Source organism: Terrabacter sp. NPDC000476 (assembly GCF_040300125.1).
Taxonomy (GTDB): Bacteria; Actinomycetota; Actinomycetes; order Actinomycetales; family Dermatophilaceae; genus Terrabacter.
The window spans coordinates 400,895-417,532 of record NZ_JBEPDF010000002.1 but is presented as its reverse complement, the minus strand read 5'-3'; the positions used below and the strand labels follow the sequence as shown (position 1 = coordinate 417,532).

The following is a 16,638-nucleotide window of genomic DNA, read 5'->3' as shown; positions in this document are numbered from 1 at the left end:
GGACTGGGCCGTGCTGGGGCAGGGCCCCGGCGCCGCGCACCTAGGCTGGGGGTCGTGAGCGCGACCCTCGTGGCCAAGGACCTCGCCGGGGGCCACGCCCACCGGACCCTCTTCGAGCACCTCGACCTGACGGTGGCGCCGGGCGACGTCGTCGGCGTCGTGGGGGCCAACGGGGCGGGCAAGTCGACCCTGCTGCGCCTGCTCGCGGGGGTCGACGAGCCGCTCGACGGCACCGTCACGACGGCGCCGGCCGACGCCTTCGTCGGCTGGCTGCCGCAGGAGCACGAGCGCGTGCCGGGCGAGACCGTCGCCGACCACATCGGGCGGCGCACGGGTGCCACGGCCGCGACGGAGGCGATGGAGGCGGCGGCAGGTGCTCTCGGGGGCGACGACCCGAAGGCCGACGAGGCATACGCCGTCGCCCTCGACCACTGGCTGGCGAGCGGTGCCCCGGACCTCGACGAGCGCATCCCGGCCGTGCTCGCGGAGCTCGGGCTCGACGTGGGGGCCGACGCGCTGATGACCTCGCTGTCCGGCGGGCAGGCGGCGCGGGCGGCGCTCGCCGCGCTGCTGCTCAGCCGGTTCGACGTCGTGCTGCTCGACGAGCCGACGAACGACCTCGACCTCGCGGGGCTCGAGCGGCTCGAGGCGTTCGTCACCGGCCTGCGCGGGGGTGTCGTCCTCGTCTCGCACGACCGCGAGTTCCTCGCGCGCTGCGTGACGCGGATCGTCGAGCTCGACCTCGCGCAGAACGCCGTGTCGGTGCACGACGGCAGCTACGAGTCGTTCCTCGAGGAGCGCGAGGTCGCGCGCCGCCACGCGCGCGAGGCCTACGAGGCGTATGCCGGCACGAAGTCCGACCTCGAGGCGCGAGCCCGGACGCAGCGCGAGTGGTCGTCCAAGGGCGTGCGCAACGCCATGAAGAAGAACCCCGACAACGACAAGATCCGCCGCTCGGCGCAGCAGGACTCGGCCGAGAAGCAGGCGCGCAAGGTGCGCCAGATGGAGTCGCGGATCGCCCGGCTCGACGAGGTCGTCGAGCCGCGCAAGGAGTGGGTGCTGCAGTTCTCGATCGCGGCGGCCCCGCGGTCGAGCTCGGTCGTGGCGACTCTCGACGGCGCGGTCGTGCGGCGCGGTGACTGGACGTTCGGCCCGGCGACGGCTCAGGTGGAGGCGCGTCGGCGCATCGGCATCACCGGGCCCAACGGCGCCGGCAAGACGACCCTGCTCTCGCTCCTGCTCGGGAGGGTCGCGCCCGACGAGGGCCGCGCCTCGCTCGGCGCGAGCGTGGCCGTCGGCGAGATCGACCAGGCCCGCACCGGCCTGCGTGACGACCTGCCGCTCGGTGAGGCGTTCGGCGAGGCGGTGCCCGACCTCACCCCGGCCGACCGGCGCACGCTGCTCGCGAAGTTCGGCCTCAAGGCCGACCAGGTCGGCAGTGCGGTGGGGCGGCTCTCGCCGGGCGAGCGGACCCGGGCGGCCATGGCCCTGCTGCAGGCCCGGGGCGTCAACCTGCTCGTGCTCGACGAGCCGACGAACCACCTCGACCTGCCGGCGATCGAGCAGCTCGAGCAGGCGCTCGACGCCTACGACGGGGCGCTGCTGCTCGTCTCGCACGACCGGCGGCTGCTCGAGAACGTGCGCCTCGACGAGCGCTGGCACGTCGAGGCCGGGCAGGTCACGCGCAGCTGACACGTCGCGCGGGCGGACTCTCGCGAAGTGGCCGCGCGGCGGTGGCGCGCGCGGGATCATGGCGCCATGACGGCTCCGTCCGGTGCGGCGGTGGGGTCGGGCCAGGACGACGGCCCGACCGGTGACCGCTACGCCGTGATCTGCGCCCGCCGCCCGGCGGCCTACCTCGGCCTGCGCACGCTCGCCGCCGTGGTCGCCGTCGCGACGGCGAGCTTCGTCGTCGACCTGCTCGGCATCCTCGTGTGGCTCGTGGCCAAGGTGCCGTTCCTGGCGTGGTGGACGACGGGCGAGGTCGGTGACGACGTGGACGCCGCGGCCGAGAGCCGGCTGACCCTGCCGTGGTTGCTGGGCCGGCTCGTACTGCTCGTCGTCGGGGTCGGGGTGCTGCTCGTCAGCACGCACTGGGCCGCGCGGGGCCTGCCCCCCGGCCGCGCCCACATGCTCGCCACCGTGCGCGGACGCGCGGTGTGGCCGGGTCCCTGGTCGGCGTGGGCGCGCGGGGCCGCTCGGGTCTACCCCTGGCTCGTCACCGCGGCCGGCACCGCGCTGCCGCTCTGGTGGTTCCTCACGCAGCCGGAGGACTGGGCCTACTTCCCGCTCGTGCTCGTGCTGTCGTTGGGCGCGGCGTGGCTCTTCGGGCTGACCGCACGACGCGGCGGCTTCTGGCTCCTGCAGATCGTCCCGTCGGGTCTCGACGTCACGAGGGCGACCGTCTCGGCGGCCGAGCAGCGCGAGCGCGACCTCAGGCGGGCCCGCGCCGAGCAGGAGTGGCCGGTGCTGCCCGAGCTGCGACTGCCGGCGGCGGTCCGGGTCTTCGCGGCTCCGCCGAGCCCGTCGGGTCGCCGCACGCGGGAGCGTTTGGCCTGGTGGGTGCACGGGGCACCAGCGACGGGCGTCGAGGACCTCGCCACCGAGCTCGTGGTGCAGGTGCTGCTCGACGCCGTGGCCGACGGGCTGGTCGACCTCGAGGTCGAGCGGTCCCGGTGCCGGCTGGCACCCCACCTCCCGCCGGACCGCCAGCCCGCCGGGCTCGCCGCCCTGGTGCTCGGTCGCCACCGGGTGGGCGAGGTGCTCGCCCGCACGCCGACCGTGCTGGGCCCGGCGCTCGACGCGGTGGCCGGCACCGACCCGTTCGCGAACGTCGTCGAGCTCGCGCTCGCCGACCTCGAGGCCCTCGGGGTGGCTCGACGCGATCCGGACTCCGGGGCGTGGCAGCTGTCCCGGGAGCGGCTCGAGGCGGCAGCCGGGTCGCCGGCGCCGGAGGACAGGGCGCCGCGGACGGTCGCGCCCAGTGAGCCGCCACCCGCGTCGGCCGATGGGACAGCGATCGTTGTCGCAGGCCGCACGACCGGTGCAACGACAACATCAGCGGCCGGTGAGGCGGCTGGTGAGGCGGCTGGTGAGGTGGCAGCACAGGTGAGCGCCCAGGACGTCGCTCACCTGCGGCGACTCGTCCGCCGCCACCTCGGCCGACGGGTCACCACTGAGGCCGGCAGCGACACCGGCGCCCAGCAGGTCGCGTACTTCCTCGTGCGGCACACCGAGCGCCGGCGACAACGCGAGTACCAGCTGCCGGCTGCCTTCTGACCGGTCCCGCCTCACACACGCCCTCCCGAGCAGCCGCTCCGGACGAGGTCCCTGCGACCGGCTCCTCCGACCTCGTGGCGCGTGCATCAGGCGGCCTGCGCCAGCAGGTGGAGCAGGCGCTCCTCGATGGTCGACGTCTCGCCGGCTCCACCGGCTTCATCGAAAGCGTCGGCGCCGATGGTGAGACCGGGCAGGAGGGGCGGAGCGAGCGAGACGTACCGGTGCCCGGTGGGCGTCGTCGTCTCGACGGCGTGCAGGGCCGAGGCCAGCGTGAGGGGCCGCGGGTCGCCGTCGTTTCCACCGCCACCACCGCCGCTGTCGCTGTCCCTCTCGCTGTCGCTGTGCATGTCGCTGTGCATGTCGCTGTCCATGTCGCCGGGCAGGCTGACCGTGCGTGCCGTCCAGCCGGGCAGCTGCTTGGTGTGGTTGCACCGCACGCACAGACCCTGACCGTTCGCGGCGCTCGTCGGGCCGCCGTCGGCGTGGTCGTGGACGTGGTCGACGTGCCGGGCCGGGGCGTCGCACCACGAGGTGCGGCACGTGCCCACGTCCCTGGCGAGCACGAACCGGCGCAACCCGCCGTCGAAGACGCGGCGTCGTGAGTCCATGGCCACGAGCGAACCGGTGTCGGGGTCGAGGTAGAGGCGCCGCAGCCACACCCGGGCTGCGGCCGTGGCGTCAGGCGGATCGTGGCCCTGGTCGTGGAGCGGGTCATGGTCCGGTCCAAGGGTCGGTCCTTGGGTCGGTCCGTGGGTCGGTCGGTGGCCCGGACCGTCGGCAGGACCAGGACCGGGGGCGGGGTCGTGGTCCGGGTCGAGCAGCGCCCGGGCCCACAGGGCCGGCACCGTGCCGTAGCCCACGAGCTGTGCCGGTGTCTCACCGACGGCGCGGAGCCCGCCGCAGCAGCCCTGCTCCTCGGCGGCGTGGCGGAAGAGCGCGCTGTCGGTCATGACGAGCTGCACCTCGACCGGCACGCCGTCGGCGGTCTCCTGTCCGGTGACCCGGGCGACGAGGGTGTCGGCCATGACCTGCCCCTTGCTCCGCTCGTCTCCCTCGGCGCGCGCGGTGTCGGCGGCAGCGGTCAGGGCGGCGTGCGCGGCCACGGCCTGCGCGACCGGGAGCAGCGCGGTGAGGTAGGCCATCGTGTCCGGCGCCGGCCGCAGCGTGACGCGCCGCTCGGACTCGGCGCGTCGTGCGCGGGCCAGCACGGCCTCGGCGTCGAGGCGGTAGGCCACGGCCTGGACGCGGCGGGCGAGCTCACGGTCGCCGAGCGTCCCGACCGGCTCGGCGGGATCGGCGACGACCTCGGCGTCGACGACGCGGCGCTGCTCGTCGGTGAGCAGGGCGGTCTCGCGCACGAGGATCTGCGCGCGCCACTCGTTCAGCTCGCCTGCCTCGAGCGCTGCCAGCGTGCAGGGCATCGACGTGGTCAGCGCCAGCGCCATGGTCAGGTGCGCCGCTCCACGCACCGGCGACTCGCGCCGGGCCAGCGCCACCTGGGCAGCGACCCCGGTCACGGCGGACGGTCGCCTGCGGCGGGACCCCCGCGACGCCGCCCCGGGTGATGCCGCCCCGGGTGATGCCGCCCCGGGTGATGCTGACTCAGGTGATGCTGACCCAGGTGATGCGTCATCGTGGCCGGCCCCACCCGCACGGCGGCGGTCATCACCCGGGAGGGCGGCCGCTCGCGCCCGGTCGCGCGCGGCGCGCCAGCCGTCGAAGTCGCCCACGTCGGCGCACTGCCGGGCCCGGTCCCACCACTCACGCGACGTCTGCGCCTGCGAGGCGGCGAAGGCCGCCGTGACGCGCACCTGGGCAGCGGCCACCGCGGCCTTGGCGCGCTCGAGCACGGTCAGCTGGTCGATGCGGGCCGCATCGTCGAGCGCTGCGCCGTCGAGACGGGACAGCTCGTCGAGGAGGTCAGCGAGCCGGCCCAGCTCGTCGGGCGCCGGCGACCCCGGAGTGGGCGCAGCGGCGCCTGCTCCCGCGTCGTGCCTGGCCCTCGTGCTCATGCCTCATTCTATTCGAACACCTGTTCGATGAGAAGGGCTTGTGCACAGGGATCGGCCGCCACCTCGATTGCAGGTGCCCCCGTCCCGGTCTTCTTGGAGAAGTCCCGAGCCGGCGCGGTCAGCCGGGCGAGTTGGTGGGGTCGGCGACCCAGGGGCCCAGCGGCGGGTCCCACCGGCGGACCACGCGGCGCAGGATGTAGCCGCCGAGCCAGTACGGGTCCTGGTCGAACGTGGCCGTCACGTCCTCGATGGAGTCGCTGGAGACCACGATCAGCCCGGCGTTGGCCGGCTCCTGGTCGGTGGTCTCGCCCTCGCTCACCTCGTCGAGGCCCTCCTGGTACATGCCGGCGACGAGCAGCCCCGGGAGCCCGCTCAGCCACTCGCGGTGCTCGGGTCGCACCGTGAGCATCTCGGTCGCGTCGTCGGGATAGGTGTAGTGCACCGCGTAGATCGCCACGGATGGCCTCCAGTCGCTCGGTGGATCAGGTGGATCAGGTGGGTCGGGGGATCGGGTGGGCCCGGTCGAGGGGCGTCGCCGGGAGGTCAGGGCGGCGTGATCCGGTGGCTGCCGGCGTACACGTTGAGGCGCGTGCCGCGCACGAAGCCGAGCAGCGTCATCCCGGCGTCCTCCGCGCACTCGACCGCCAGCGACGACGGCGCGGAAACGGCTGCCAGAGCGGGAATCCCGGCCATGATGGCCTTCTGCGTCAGCTCGAACGAGGCGCGGCTCGAGACGACGAGCACGCGCCCGGTGCCGGGCAGGTGACCGTTCTGCAGGGCCCAGCCGACCACCTTGTCGACGGCGTTGTGCCGGCCGACGTCCTCACGGGCGACGAGCAGCTCGCCCGCGGCCGTGAAGAGCCCGGCTGCGTGCAACCCGCCCGTCTTGTCGAACGAGCGCTGTTCTGCGCGAAGGCGATCCGGCAGCCGGGCCACGGTCGCGGCGGCGAAGCGCGTGTCGTCGCCGCGCACCTCGTAGGCCGACTTCGCCCGCAGCTGTTCGATGCTCGCCTTGCCGCACACGCCGCACGACGAGCTCGTGAAGAACGAGCGCGTCGCCGAGGCGGCGGGCGCGGCCACGCCGGGGGCGAGCGTCACGTCGATGACGTTGTAGGTGTTCTCGTCGAAGCCGGTCTCGCCCGAGACGACGGCGCCCTCGCAGTAGCGCGCGAGCGCGATGTCGTCGGCCGACCGGATCAGGCCCTCGGAGAGCAGGAAGCCGTGCACGAGCTCGATGTCGTGCCCGGGCGTGCGCATCGTCACCGTGAGCGGCACGCCGCCCACCCGCAGCTCCAGCGGCTCCTCGACGCTCAGCGTGTCGGGCCGCGTGGTCGACGAGGGCGCGGCGAGATCGATCGTCGTGACCTTGCGCCGCACCGTGACCCGCCCCATGGGTCCAGCCTGCCATGCTCCGTGCGAGACTCCGAGGGTGCCGTCGACCCCAGCCGCCGCACCGCCGGTCGTCGTGGTCCTCACCGGTGGCGCCAGCCGGCGGATGGGCTCCCACAAGCCCCTCCTCGAGGTCGGTGGGCGTGCCCTCGTCGCGCGGGTCCTCGACGCCGCCGCCGACCGTCCCACGCTCGTCGTCGGGCCCGGTCAGGGCGTGCCCGAGGGGGTCCGCGTGGTCGCGGAGCGCGTTCCCGGGGGCGGCCCGGTCTCGGGTGTCGCGACCGCGCTCGCGACCCTCGTCGCCGAGGGCACCCCGAGCGGCGCCCCGCTCCCGTATGCCGTCGTCCTCCTCGCGGCCGACCTGCCCTTCGTCACTCCCGAGCACGTCGGGCGACTCGTCGCGTCCCTCGCGTCGGCCGACCTCGCCGTCACGGTGGACCACGCCGACCGGGTCAACTGGCTGTGCGCCGCCTGGCGCACCGACGTGCTCGGGCGCCGGCTCGAGGCGCTCGGCGACCCCTACGGCCGGAGCATGCGCGACCTCGCCGACGGCGTCCGGAGGGTGCCCGTCACCGACCACGGACGGGTCGCCCTCGACGTCGACACCCCGGCCGACCTCGAGCGTGCGCGCCGTCGCGCGGCGGGCGATCCGGACGCCTGACCGACCGTCGTCACCGTTGCTGGGAGATCGCCCAAGTCGCGGGCAATGGCGAATCCTGTTGCCGCCAAGCCCTCCTCATGAGTTGGCGCACTTTTGGCAAAGTCTTGGCAATCTCCGTTGACCCGGATTCACGACGACTGCGAGCGTCACGCTGGTTCCGGCCCGATCTCGACTCCTGAGACGGCGGGACCCCTCCACGCGGCCCCCGTGCCGCAACCTGACAAGGAGCAATTCGTGAACCGACTGAAGTCTGGGCTGGCGACCGGAGGGCTGCTCGCCCTCGCCCTCGCCATCTCGCCGGCGATCCCGGCGGGCGCAGCGACCGGTGCAGGACGCGACAAGGCGCCGGCACCCGAGTCGCAGAGCCTCAAGGCGACCGAGCAGTCCCGAGCCGCCGCGTCCGCGAGCGCCCTCGGCCTGGCCAAGGGTGAGCAGCTGACCGTCAAGTCCGTGATCTCGGACCCGAACGGCGCCACCCACGTGCGCTACACCCGCACCATCGACGGGCTCCGCGTCATCGGTGGTGACTTCGTCAGCCACAAGGACGCCAGCGGCGCCGTCGAGAGCGTGACGTGGAACGTGCGCAAGAACGTCACCCCGGCCACGACGACCCCCACGATCGCGAAGAGCCAGGCCCAGCAGGCCGGCCTCGCGGCGTCGAAGGCCAACCGCGAGAAGGCGACTCCCGGCGAGCTCGTCGTGTTCCAGTCGGCCACCGGCCCGAAGCTCGCCTACGAGGTCATCACGGAGGGCATCAAGGCCGACCAGACCCCGACCCGCCTGCACACCATCGTCGACGCGACCACCGGCAAGACCCTGACGAGCTGGGACGACGTCAAGCACGGCACGGGCAACGGCATCTTCGTCGGCACGGTCACGCTCGGCACCACCGCCGGCACGACGTACACGATGAAGGACTCCCACGGGAACTACACGACCGACCTCAACCAGGCGACGACGGGCAACGGCACGACGTTCACCGACGCCGACGACGTCTGGGGCAACGGCTCGCAGAGCAACCGCCAGTCGGCGGCGGTCGACGCGCACTACGGCGCCGGCAAGACGTACGACTACTACAACACCCAGCTCGGCCGGGCCGGCATCTGGAACAACGGCACCGGCGCCCGCAGCCGCGTGCACTACGGCCAGAACTACGTCAACGCGTTCTGGGACGGCACGCAGATGACGTACGGCGACGGCGCCGGCAACGCGGCCCCGCTCGTCGAGCTCGACGTCGCGGGCCACGAGATGAGCCACGGCGTCACCGAGAACACCGCCGGCCTCAACTACTCCGGCGACGCGGGCGGCCTCAACGAGTCGACGTCCGACATCTTCGGCACGGCCGTCGAGTGGTACGCCAACAACCCCTCCGACACGCCGGACTACCTCATCGGCGAGGAGATCAACCTCAACGGCAACGGCACGCCGCTGCGCTACATGGACAAGCCGAGCAAGGACGGCGCCTCGAAGGACTGCTGGAGCAGCTCGCTCGGCGGCCTCGACCCGCACTACTCGAGCGGCCCGCTCAACCACTGGTACTACCTGGCCTCGGAGGGCTCGGGCGCCAAGACGATCAACGGCGTCAGCTACAACAGCCCGACCTGTGACTCCTCCACGGTGACCGGCATCGGCCACGCCAAGGTCGAGAAGATCTGGTACCGCACGCTGTCGACCTACCTCACCTCCTCGAGCAACTACGCGGCCGCCCGCACCGGCGTCATCAAGGCCGCCAAGGACCTCTACGGCGTCGGCTCGGCCGAGTGCACCGCGGTCGACAAGGCCATGGGTGCCATCGCGGCCCCGGCCAGCACCGAGACGTGCGGCACGAGCGGCGGGGGCGGCGGCACCGGCGCGGCCCTGACCAACGGTGGCTTCGAGTCGGGCCAGACCGGCTGGACCGGCAGCGCCGGCCCGATCACGAACGACACGGGCCGCCCGGCCCACGGCGGTTCGTACAAGCTGTGGCTCGGCGGCAACGGCACCACCGCCTCCGAGAGCGAGTCGCAGACCTTCGCCGTGCCGTCCACGGCCACCTCGCCGACGCTGACCTACTGGATCCGCATCGACACGGCCGAGACGACGACGACCACCGCCTACGACAAGGCCACGGTCTCGATCAACGGCGTGGCCAAGGCCAGCTACTCCAACCTGTCGACGCCCAAGGCGTCCTACGTCCAGAAGACGGTCGACCTCAGCTCCTACAAGGGCACGAACGTCACGCTGAAGTTCGCGGCGACCGAGGACTCCTCGGCCCAGACGAGCTTCGTCGTCGACGACGTCGCGACGAACTTCTGACCGACACGCATCACACACGCACGACACGCACGAGGCCGGTATGCCGGGTGGTCACCACCCGGCATACCGGCCTCGTCGCGTCGGGGCCGCGTCCGAGCGCGCGGTCCACGTCGTGGGTTTCGAGTGGCGGGCCCGCGGAAGGGGGTGTTTGCTCTGCCCCAGAGGGTTCCGACGGCCAGCCGTGGAACTTTTCCACACGAAAGGGAGATCGCGTGACACTTAGCACCACACCCAGGGGAGGGTCCCGCAGGGCACGGCGGTCCGCCGTCGCGCTCGGCGCGGCCGCGGCCGTGACCGCGGGCCTGGCACTCGCCGGCCCCACCGCCCAGGCCTCCGGCCCGGCCGCCGCGGCGAGCGGCACCGACTCGGGCAGCCGCGAACGCGCCTTCGCGGCCGCCGCGGCCGAGTACGGCGTGCCCCGCACGGTCCTCGAGGCCGTGTCGTACGCCCAGACGCGCTGGGACTTCCGCCCCGGCCACAGCACCTCGGGCGGCTACGGCCCGATGCACCTCGTCGACGCCGGCCTCGGCGACCGCGCGGAGGCCAAGGGGCTGGGCACGGCGCCGCCGGCCGCCGACACCGCGCCGGCCGCCGACACCCTCGGCCGCGCCGCGACGCTCACCGGTCTGGGCGAGGACGCCCTGCGCACCGACGAGACCGCGAACATCCGCGGTGGCGCCGCCCTGCTCGCCGACACCCAGCGCCGCCTCGGCCTGCCGGGCGGCCAGGACACGGATGCCGGCCAGTGGTACGCCGCCGTCGCCGACGCGTCCGGCTCGACGGAGGACGACGTGGCCGCCGCGTTCGCCGACGACGCCTACGGCGTCATCTCCACGGGAGCCGCGCGCCGCACGGTCGACGGCAAGGACGTCGCCCTGCTGCCGTCGTCGGTCGAGCCGCAGCGCTCGCAGCTCGACCGTCTCGGCCTCAAGAAGAAGCACAACACCGGCCCGGTCGACTGCCCGCCCGGCCTCGACTGCGAGTGGATCCCCGCGCCCTACCAGGACCTCGGCAACGGCGACTACGGCAACCACGACCTCGCGAACCGCCCACGGGCGCCGAAGATCACGAACATCGTCATCCACAACACGGAGGCGAGCTACGACACGACGCTCAAGCTCGTGACGGACCCGACCTACCTCGCGTGGCAGTACTCGCTCCGCTCCTCGGACGGGCACATCGCCCAGCACATCGAGGCCAAGGACGTCGGCTGGCACGCCGGCAACTGGTACGTCAACGCGCACTCGATCGGCCTCGAGCACGAGGGCTTCGCGGCCACCGGCGCCGAGTGGTTCAGCGAGCCGATGTACCGCTCGTCGGCCCGCCTCGTGAAGTACCTCGCCAAGCGCTACGACATCCCGCTCGACAGCCAGCACATCGTCGGCCACGACCAGGTGCCCGGCGTGACACCCGCCAACGTGGCCGGCATGCACTGGGACCCGGGGCCCTACTGGGACTGGGAGCACTACTTCTCGCTCCTCGGCGCCCCGCTGCAGGCGCACCGCGCCTCGCCGCGCTCCGAGCTCGTGCGGATCGTGCCGGGCTTCGACCGCAACGTGCAGCCGGTGACCTCGTGCACGACGGCCGGGGTGGCCTGCACGCCGCAGGGCACCAACTTCGTCTACCTCCACCAGGCGCCCGACGCGTCGGCGCCGCTCGTCAACGACATCGGCCGCAAGCCGAACGGCGCGCCGAGCACGACGTCGGTCTCCGACATCGGCGCCCGCGCCCAGGCCGGTCTCGTGCTCGCCGTGGCGGAGCGACGCGGCGACTGGACCGCCGTCTGGTTCAACGGCGTCAAGGGCTGGTTCGAGAACCCCTCGAGCGACCCCACGGCGATCCCGGTGCGCGGCGAGTACGTCGTGCCCAAGGCCGGCCGCACGAGCGTCCCCGTCTACGGGCGGGCCTACCCCGAGGCCTCGGCCTACCCGGCCGGCATCCCGGTGCAGGCGCTCGCGCCGCTGCAGTACACCTTCGCCGCCGGGCAGCGGTATGCCGTGGGCGACCTCACGGTGCCGACGGACTACTACCGTGCCACGACGTTCTCGCCGGACACCCCCGGTGACCACGTCGATGTCGTCGGCACGGACCGGTACTACCAGATCTCGCTCGGCCACCGGTTCGCCTTCGTGCGTGCCGCGGACGTGGACGTGGTCCGGGTCCGCTGAGACCCACCCGCACCGGTCCGAGTGCCCGGCTCCCCACGAGGGGAGCCGGGCACTCTCCGCTCGAGGGTCGGGTGCGCCGCGGGCCTCAGCGCAGGTTGCTGGCCTTGAGGAAGCTGAGGATGAAGGGCGCCGCGCCGGTGACGCCGTTCTCGCCGACCTCGTTGTAGGCCGCGACCGCGATGTCGTCGCGGCCGGCCACCATCCACGCGTGCGTGTCGGGCGGGTTCTTCGTGCCGAACTCGGCCGTGCCGGTCTTCGCGAACTCGACGCCGACCGGTGCGAGCACGGTGCCGGAGCCCACCTTCACCACCTCGCGCATCTCCGCACGGAGCACGCTCGCCTCGGTGGGGTCGAGCGGCGTGGCCGGGGAGGGCAGCGTGCCCTCGGACGCGACGAGCGTCGGGCGCACCGTCTGGCCCTTCATGACCGAGGCGACGACGACGGCCATCGTCAGCGGCGACGCCTCGACGCGGCCCTGCCCGATGAAGGATGCCGCGTGCTCGACGACGTCGTCGGTGGCCGGCACCGAGCCGAGGAAGCCGGTGAAGGGCAGGTCGAGCTTCTCGCCCATGCCGAGCGACTGGGCGGCCTGCGCGAGGTCGGCCTGGCTCACCTTCTCGTGCTGGCTGATGAAGGCCGTGTTGCACGAGAACGCGAGCGCCGTCTTCAGCGGGATGTCGCCGAGCCGGTCGGCCGGGTAGGTCGTGTAGTTGCTGAACCGGCGCCCGTTCACCGTCAGCGTCCTCGTGCACGGCAGCTTCGTGTCGGCGGTGGCGCCCTTGCGCACGAGCGCCAGCGAGCTGACGATCTTGAACGTCGAGCCCGGGGCCTGCTTGCCGGCCAGGGCGAGCGTCGACTCGCCCGCGCCCGGGCCGACTGCGGCCGCGAGGACCTCCCCCGTCGAGACCCGCACGGCCACGAGCGCCGTCGGGTGCTTCGTCTCCTCGGCGAGCGCGGCCTCGGCGGCCGTCTGAGCCTTCTGGTCGAGGCTCACGACGAGCGGCTTGCCCTCGACGGAGGCCTCCGCGAACAGCTCGCGCTTGTCGAGGACGCTCCCGTAGGCGCCCTTCCTGACCGCGTGCACCGCGAGGCCCGGGGTGCCGCGCAGCTGGGCGTCGTAGCGGTACTCGAGCCCGTTCTTGCCGACGGTATCGCCCGCCTCGAGGGTGCCCTTCGACGCGGCGATCTGCTCCGCGGTGGCCTCGCCGACGCTGCCGAGGATCGGCGCGGCCCACGTGCGGGTGGGACCGAGCACCTTGAGCGCCGGCACCGTCAGGGCCCCGGTCAGCTTCTCGATCGCGGCGCCGTTGCGCTCGAGCAGCGGATCGGTCTGGCGCAGGGTCAGCCCCTCGACGAAGGCGCGCGTGCCCGCGGCGGCCACCTTCGCGGCATACCTCGTCGGGTCGATGTCGAGCAGGGCGGCCAGCTTGCGCGCGGCCGCGGCCGCCTCGGCGCCCGACACCTTCGACTTGTCGATGCCGACGACCGACACCTCCCGCTCGGTCATCAGCTTGGCGCCCGAGGCGTCGACGATGTCGGCACGGCGCGGCCACTTGCGGGCGACGTCGAGGGTCTCGTCGGCCGCGAGCTGGGGTGCCACGACGCCCGGCGTCCACGACACCTGCCAGCGGTCGTCGACCAGCGTGAGGTTGACCTGCGTCTCGTAGGTCCAGTCGGTGGGCGAGTCGGAGATGTCCCACCGGCTGAAGAGCGTCGCCGTCGCGTGGTCGGAGTCCTCGTTGTGGCTCATCTCGCTGAGCGACACCTGCGGGCGCAGGTCGCCGACGCCCTTGTAGGCGGCGCGCACGAACGCCGTCGCCTTGACCGGCGTCGTGCCCTTGAACTCGACCGCCCCGAGGTCGCCCGAGGCGAGGCCCGCCGCGAGGGCGCGAGCGGTGTCGTCGGGCGCGGGCGGCGACGAGAACAGCGAGCACCCGGCGGTCGCCGTGGTGAGGAGCGCGCCGGTCACCGACAGCACGACGAACGAACGAAGACCTGAACCCCTGGACATGGCCCCCACGGTACGGGCCCGGGACCCGGACGGCTCGTCACGAACCGGTCACACCCGCCCGAAGCGCACCCCCTCAGGCGCGCTGGTCACGCTCCGGCCGCCAGAGCTGCACCGAGGCGACCGGTTCGTAGCCGGCCGAGATGAAGGCGCGCAGCGCGCGGGCGTTGCCCGGTGCGCAGGCGGCCACGACCACCTCGCCCTCGGGCACGAGCGCGAGGGCGTCACGCGCGACCTCGGCCCCGCTGTGCTCGTGGGCGGGGTCGGTCTCGAGCCCGACCTCGGGCAGGCCGCCGATGCCGGTCGAGAGGGTCACGAGGGTGTGGTCGTCGGGCGCGGTGTAGCCGAACGTCACGACCTCGCTGCGCACGAGCGTGGCGTGCTCGGCGCGCGGGTGGTTGCGCAGGTCGCTGCGCGGCACGAGGCGCGGCTCGCCCCCGGTGCCACGGGCGACGAGGACGACGTCGAGCGCGTCGATCCAGCCGGTGCCGGCCAGCCGCGAGACGAGGCGCGGGTTGCTCGCGCCGCCGTAGCCGTCGGGGCTGAGCGAGGTGAGCGTGCCGTCGGACACGTCGTCGTCGACGGCGAGCCAGGCGTGCCCGGTGAAGGCGAGCACGCCCTCGATGCCGGGGCGCCACGGGTCGACGCGCTGCCACGAGCCGTCGACGGCGGGGAAGTCGCCGCCCGCGGCCTTGCTGAGGACTTCGGCGATGGGGTGCACGCCGCCCATCAAACCCGGCCCGCCGCCCCGGCGCCCGTCGGGGTCCACCTGATGGCGCCGCCGGGTAGGTTGTGGCCATGTCACGACCGCACGCGGCCGCCCTCGTCGAGGATGCCGTCCACGAGCAGGTGGAGCGCGTGCTGCGCGGCCGCGGGTGGGGCAACCGCGTCATCACCCACGTCGGCTACGGCTCGTCGTCGTTCGTCCGCGTCTACGCGCGGATCCTGCTCGGGCGCAAGGGTCGCGAGAGCACCGAGGGTCCCGAGGCGCGCCAGGACGCGACGGGCGCGCTCAGCCCGGCGAAGTACGACCGCGGGTGGCGCGCCTTCCTCACCTCGCCGGCGACGGGCGTGCCGGTCAAGGTGACCGCGGGCGACCGCGAGGTCTACGGCCGCTCCGACCGCGGCGGCCACGTCGACATCGTCGCCCGCGACCACGGGCTCGAGCCCGGCTGGCAGCAGGTGCTCGTCGAGGTGCAGGGCACCGAGCCGGTGGCGGCCGACGTCTTCATCGTCGCCGACGGCGTGACGCACGGCATCGTCAGCGACATCGACGACACCGTCATCACGACGATGCTCCCGCGCCCGGTGATCGCGGCCTTCAACACCTTCGTGCGCCGCGGCAAGGCACGGCACGCCGTGTCGGGCATGGCCCCGATGTACCGCCGCATCCTCTCCGCCCACCCGGGCGCGCCGATCGTCTACGTCTCCACCGGGGCGTGGAACACGGCCGCGACGCTCAACCGCTTCCTCGTCGAGAACGGCTTCCCGCTCGGCCCGCTCATGCTCACCGACTGGGGGCCGACCAACACCGGCTGGTTCCGCAGCGGCCAGGCCCACAAGCGCACGAGCCTCGACCGCCTCGCGCGCGACTTCCCCGACATCCGCTGGCTGCTCGTCGGCGACGACGGGCAGCACGACCCGCAGATCTACGCCGACTTCGCCGAGGCGCGCCCCGAGCGCGTCGACGCGATCTGCATCCGCCACCTCTCGCCGACCGAGCAGGTGCTCTCGAACCCGATGAAGATCGACGCGCCGCTGCGCTCGTGGGCCGCCCGGTCGGTGCCGACGTTCTCCGCGCCCGACGGCCACGCGCTGCTGCGCGTGCTCGACCACGCCGGGAGGGTCGGGCCGGTCGTCGCGGCCGACGAACAGCCCTCGCGTCCGCCCCGCGACGACGCCCATCGGGTGACAGACTGACGGCATGCCCGAGCTGCCCGAGGTGCAGGCGCTCGTCGACTTCCTCGCCGAGCGGCTGGACGGCCTTGCCATCGACTCCGTCGAGCTGGCCTCGTTCAGCGTGCTCAAGACCTTCGACCCGCCGCCCCAGGCCGTGCAGGGCTCACCCGTCGACGGGGTCTCGCGGCACGGGAAGTTCCTCGACATCGACGCCGACGGCATCCACCTCGTCTTCCACCTCGCCCGCGCCGGCTGGCTGCGGTGGTCCGACCAGCTGCCGACCACCGTCGTGCGCCCGGGCAAGTCGCCGATCGCCCTCCGGGTGCGCCTGTCGGACGGCTCCGGCTTCGACCTGACCGAGGCGGGCACGAAGAAGTCGCTCGCCGCCTACCTCGTGCGCGACCCGGCCCAGGTGCCCGGCATCGCACGCCTCGGGCCCGACCCGCTGGCCGACGACTTCACGCTCGAACGCTTCCGGTCGATGCTCGAGGGACGGCGTACGCAGATCAAGGGCCTGCTGCGCGACCAGGAGTTCATCGCCGGCGTCGGCAACGCCTACTCCGACGAGATCCTGCACGTCGCGAGGCTCAGCCCCTTCGCGATCGCGGGCACGCTCGCCCCCGAGGTCGTCGACCGGCTCTACGCCGCCCTGCGCGACACGCTCACGGGCGCCGTCGCCGCGGCGTCGGGCAAGCCGGCCAAGGAGCTCAAGGACGCCAAGCGCGCGGGCATGCGCGTGCACGCGCGCACCGGCCAGCCGTGCCCCGTCTGCGGCGACATCGTGCGCGAGGTCTCCTTCGCCGACACCTCGCTGCAGTACTGCGCGACGTGCCAGACCGGCGGCAAGCCGCTCGCCGACCGCCGGATGTCGCGCCTGCTCCGCTGACCGGGGTGCCCTCGGACCCGGGGTCCCGTGAGATCCGGTTC

General features: G+C 73.5%; 12 protein-coding genes. 7 read left to right on the top strand and 5 right to left on the bottom strand.

Features of this window, described 5'->3' with window-relative positions; translation table 11 throughout:
* The first annotated feature begins 54 nt into the window (after positions 1 to 54).
* Both ABT295_RS14390 and ABT295_RS14385 read left to right on the top strand, forming a co-directional pair.
* Positions 55 to 1,692 carry an ABC-F family ATP-binding cassette domain-containing protein gene (locus ABT295_RS14390; RefSeq protein ID WP_352395089.1) on the top strand — a complete coding sequence of 546 codons (1,638 nt, stop codon included), beginning with the start codon at positions 55 to 57 and terminating at the stop codon, positions 1,690 to 1,692.
* Positions 1,693 to 1,758: 66 nt separating this feature from the next.
* Positions 1,759 to 3,279, top strand: a complete 1,521-nt coding sequence (locus tag ABT295_RS14385; protein ID WP_352395088.1) for a hypothetical protein — start codon at positions 1,759 to 1,761, stop codon at positions 3,277 to 3,279.
* A gap of 86 nt (positions 3,280 to 3,365) precedes the next feature.
* Here ABT295_RS14385 and ABT295_RS14380 read toward each other — a convergent pair whose 3' ends face one another.
* From ABT295_RS14380 to fdhD, 3 genes are all read right to left on the bottom strand, one after another.
* On the bottom strand, positions 3,366 to 5,291 hold the full coding sequence (locus ABT295_RS14380; RefSeq protein ID WP_352395087.1) for an HNH endonuclease: 1,926 nt from the start codon (positions 5,289 to 5,291) through the stop codon (positions 3,366 to 3,368).
* A 118-nt stretch (positions 5,292 to 5,409) separates the two neighbouring features.
* A complete protein-coding gene (locus tag ABT295_RS14375) occupies positions 5,410 to 5,748 on the bottom strand; it encodes a YciI family protein (protein ID WP_352395086.1) in 339 nt (112 codons plus the stop codon).
* 86 nt (positions 5,749 to 5,834) lie between these two features.
* The gene (fdhD, locus tag ABT295_RS14370) at positions 5,835 to 6,683 is read right to left on the bottom strand and encodes a formate dehydrogenase accessory sulfurtransferase FdhD (RefSeq protein WP_352395085.1); all 849 of its coding nucleotides are present in this window, start codon (positions 6,681 to 6,683) and stop codon (positions 5,835 to 5,837) included.
* Between the two features lie 37 nt (positions 6,684 to 6,720).
* On the opposite strand from fdhD, the gene mobA reads away from it, so the two are divergent.
* From mobA to ABT295_RS14355, 3 genes are all read left to right on the top strand, one after another.
* Positions 6,721 to 7,341, top strand: coding sequence for a molybdenum cofactor guanylyltransferase (mobA, locus tag ABT295_RS14365; RefSeq protein WP_352395084.1), 621 nt, complete (start codon positions 6,721 to 6,723; stop codon positions 7,339 to 7,341).
* Between the two features lie 234 nt (positions 7,342 to 7,575).
* Positions 7,576 to 9,636, top strand: a complete 2,061-nt coding sequence (locus ABT295_RS14360) for a M4 family metallopeptidase (RefSeq protein ID WP_352395083.1) — start codon at positions 7,576 to 7,578, stop codon at positions 9,634 to 9,636.
* Between the two features lie 212 nt (positions 9,637 to 9,848).
* Complete coding sequence (locus ABT295_RS14355) at positions 9,849 to 11,804, top strand: N-acetylmuramoyl-L-alanine amidase (protein WP_352395082.1); 1,956 nt, start codon at positions 9,849 to 9,851, stop codon at positions 11,802 to 11,804.
* An 85-nt stretch (positions 11,805 to 11,889) separates the two neighbouring features.
* Here ABT295_RS14355 and ABT295_RS14350 read toward each other — a convergent pair whose 3' ends face one another.
* Together ABT295_RS14350 and ABT295_RS14345 are read right to left on the bottom strand one after the other, a co-directional pair.
* Positions 11,890 to 13,815 (bottom strand): penicillin-binding transpeptidase domain-containing protein, encoded by a 1,926-nt coding sequence (locus ABT295_RS14350; RefSeq protein ID WP_352395081.1) that lies wholly within the window; start codon positions 13,813 to 13,815, stop codon positions 11,890 to 11,892.
* Positions 13,816 to 13,888: 73 nt separating this feature from the next.
* A complete protein-coding gene (locus tag ABT295_RS14345; protein ID WP_352395080.1) occupies positions 13,889 to 14,533 on the bottom strand; it encodes an N-acetyltransferase in 645 nt (214 codons plus the stop codon).
* Between the two features lie 77 nt (positions 14,534 to 14,610).
* On the opposite strand from ABT295_RS14345, the gene ABT295_RS14340 reads away from it, so the two are divergent.
* Both ABT295_RS14340 and ABT295_RS14335 read left to right on the top strand, forming a co-directional pair.
* Positions 14,611 to 15,732: an App1 family protein phosphatidate phosphatase gene (locus tag ABT295_RS14340; protein ID WP_352395079.1), complete on the top strand. Its 1,122-nt coding sequence runs from the start codon at positions 14,611 to 14,613 to the stop codon at positions 15,730 to 15,732.
* Positions 15,733 to 15,736: 4 nt separating this feature from the next.
* Entirely contained in the window at positions 15,737 to 16,597 is an 861-nt protein-coding gene (locus ABT295_RS14335; RefSeq protein ID WP_352395078.1) for an Fpg/Nei family DNA glycosylase, read from the top strand.
* Positions 16,598 to 16,638 lie beyond the last annotated feature (41 nt).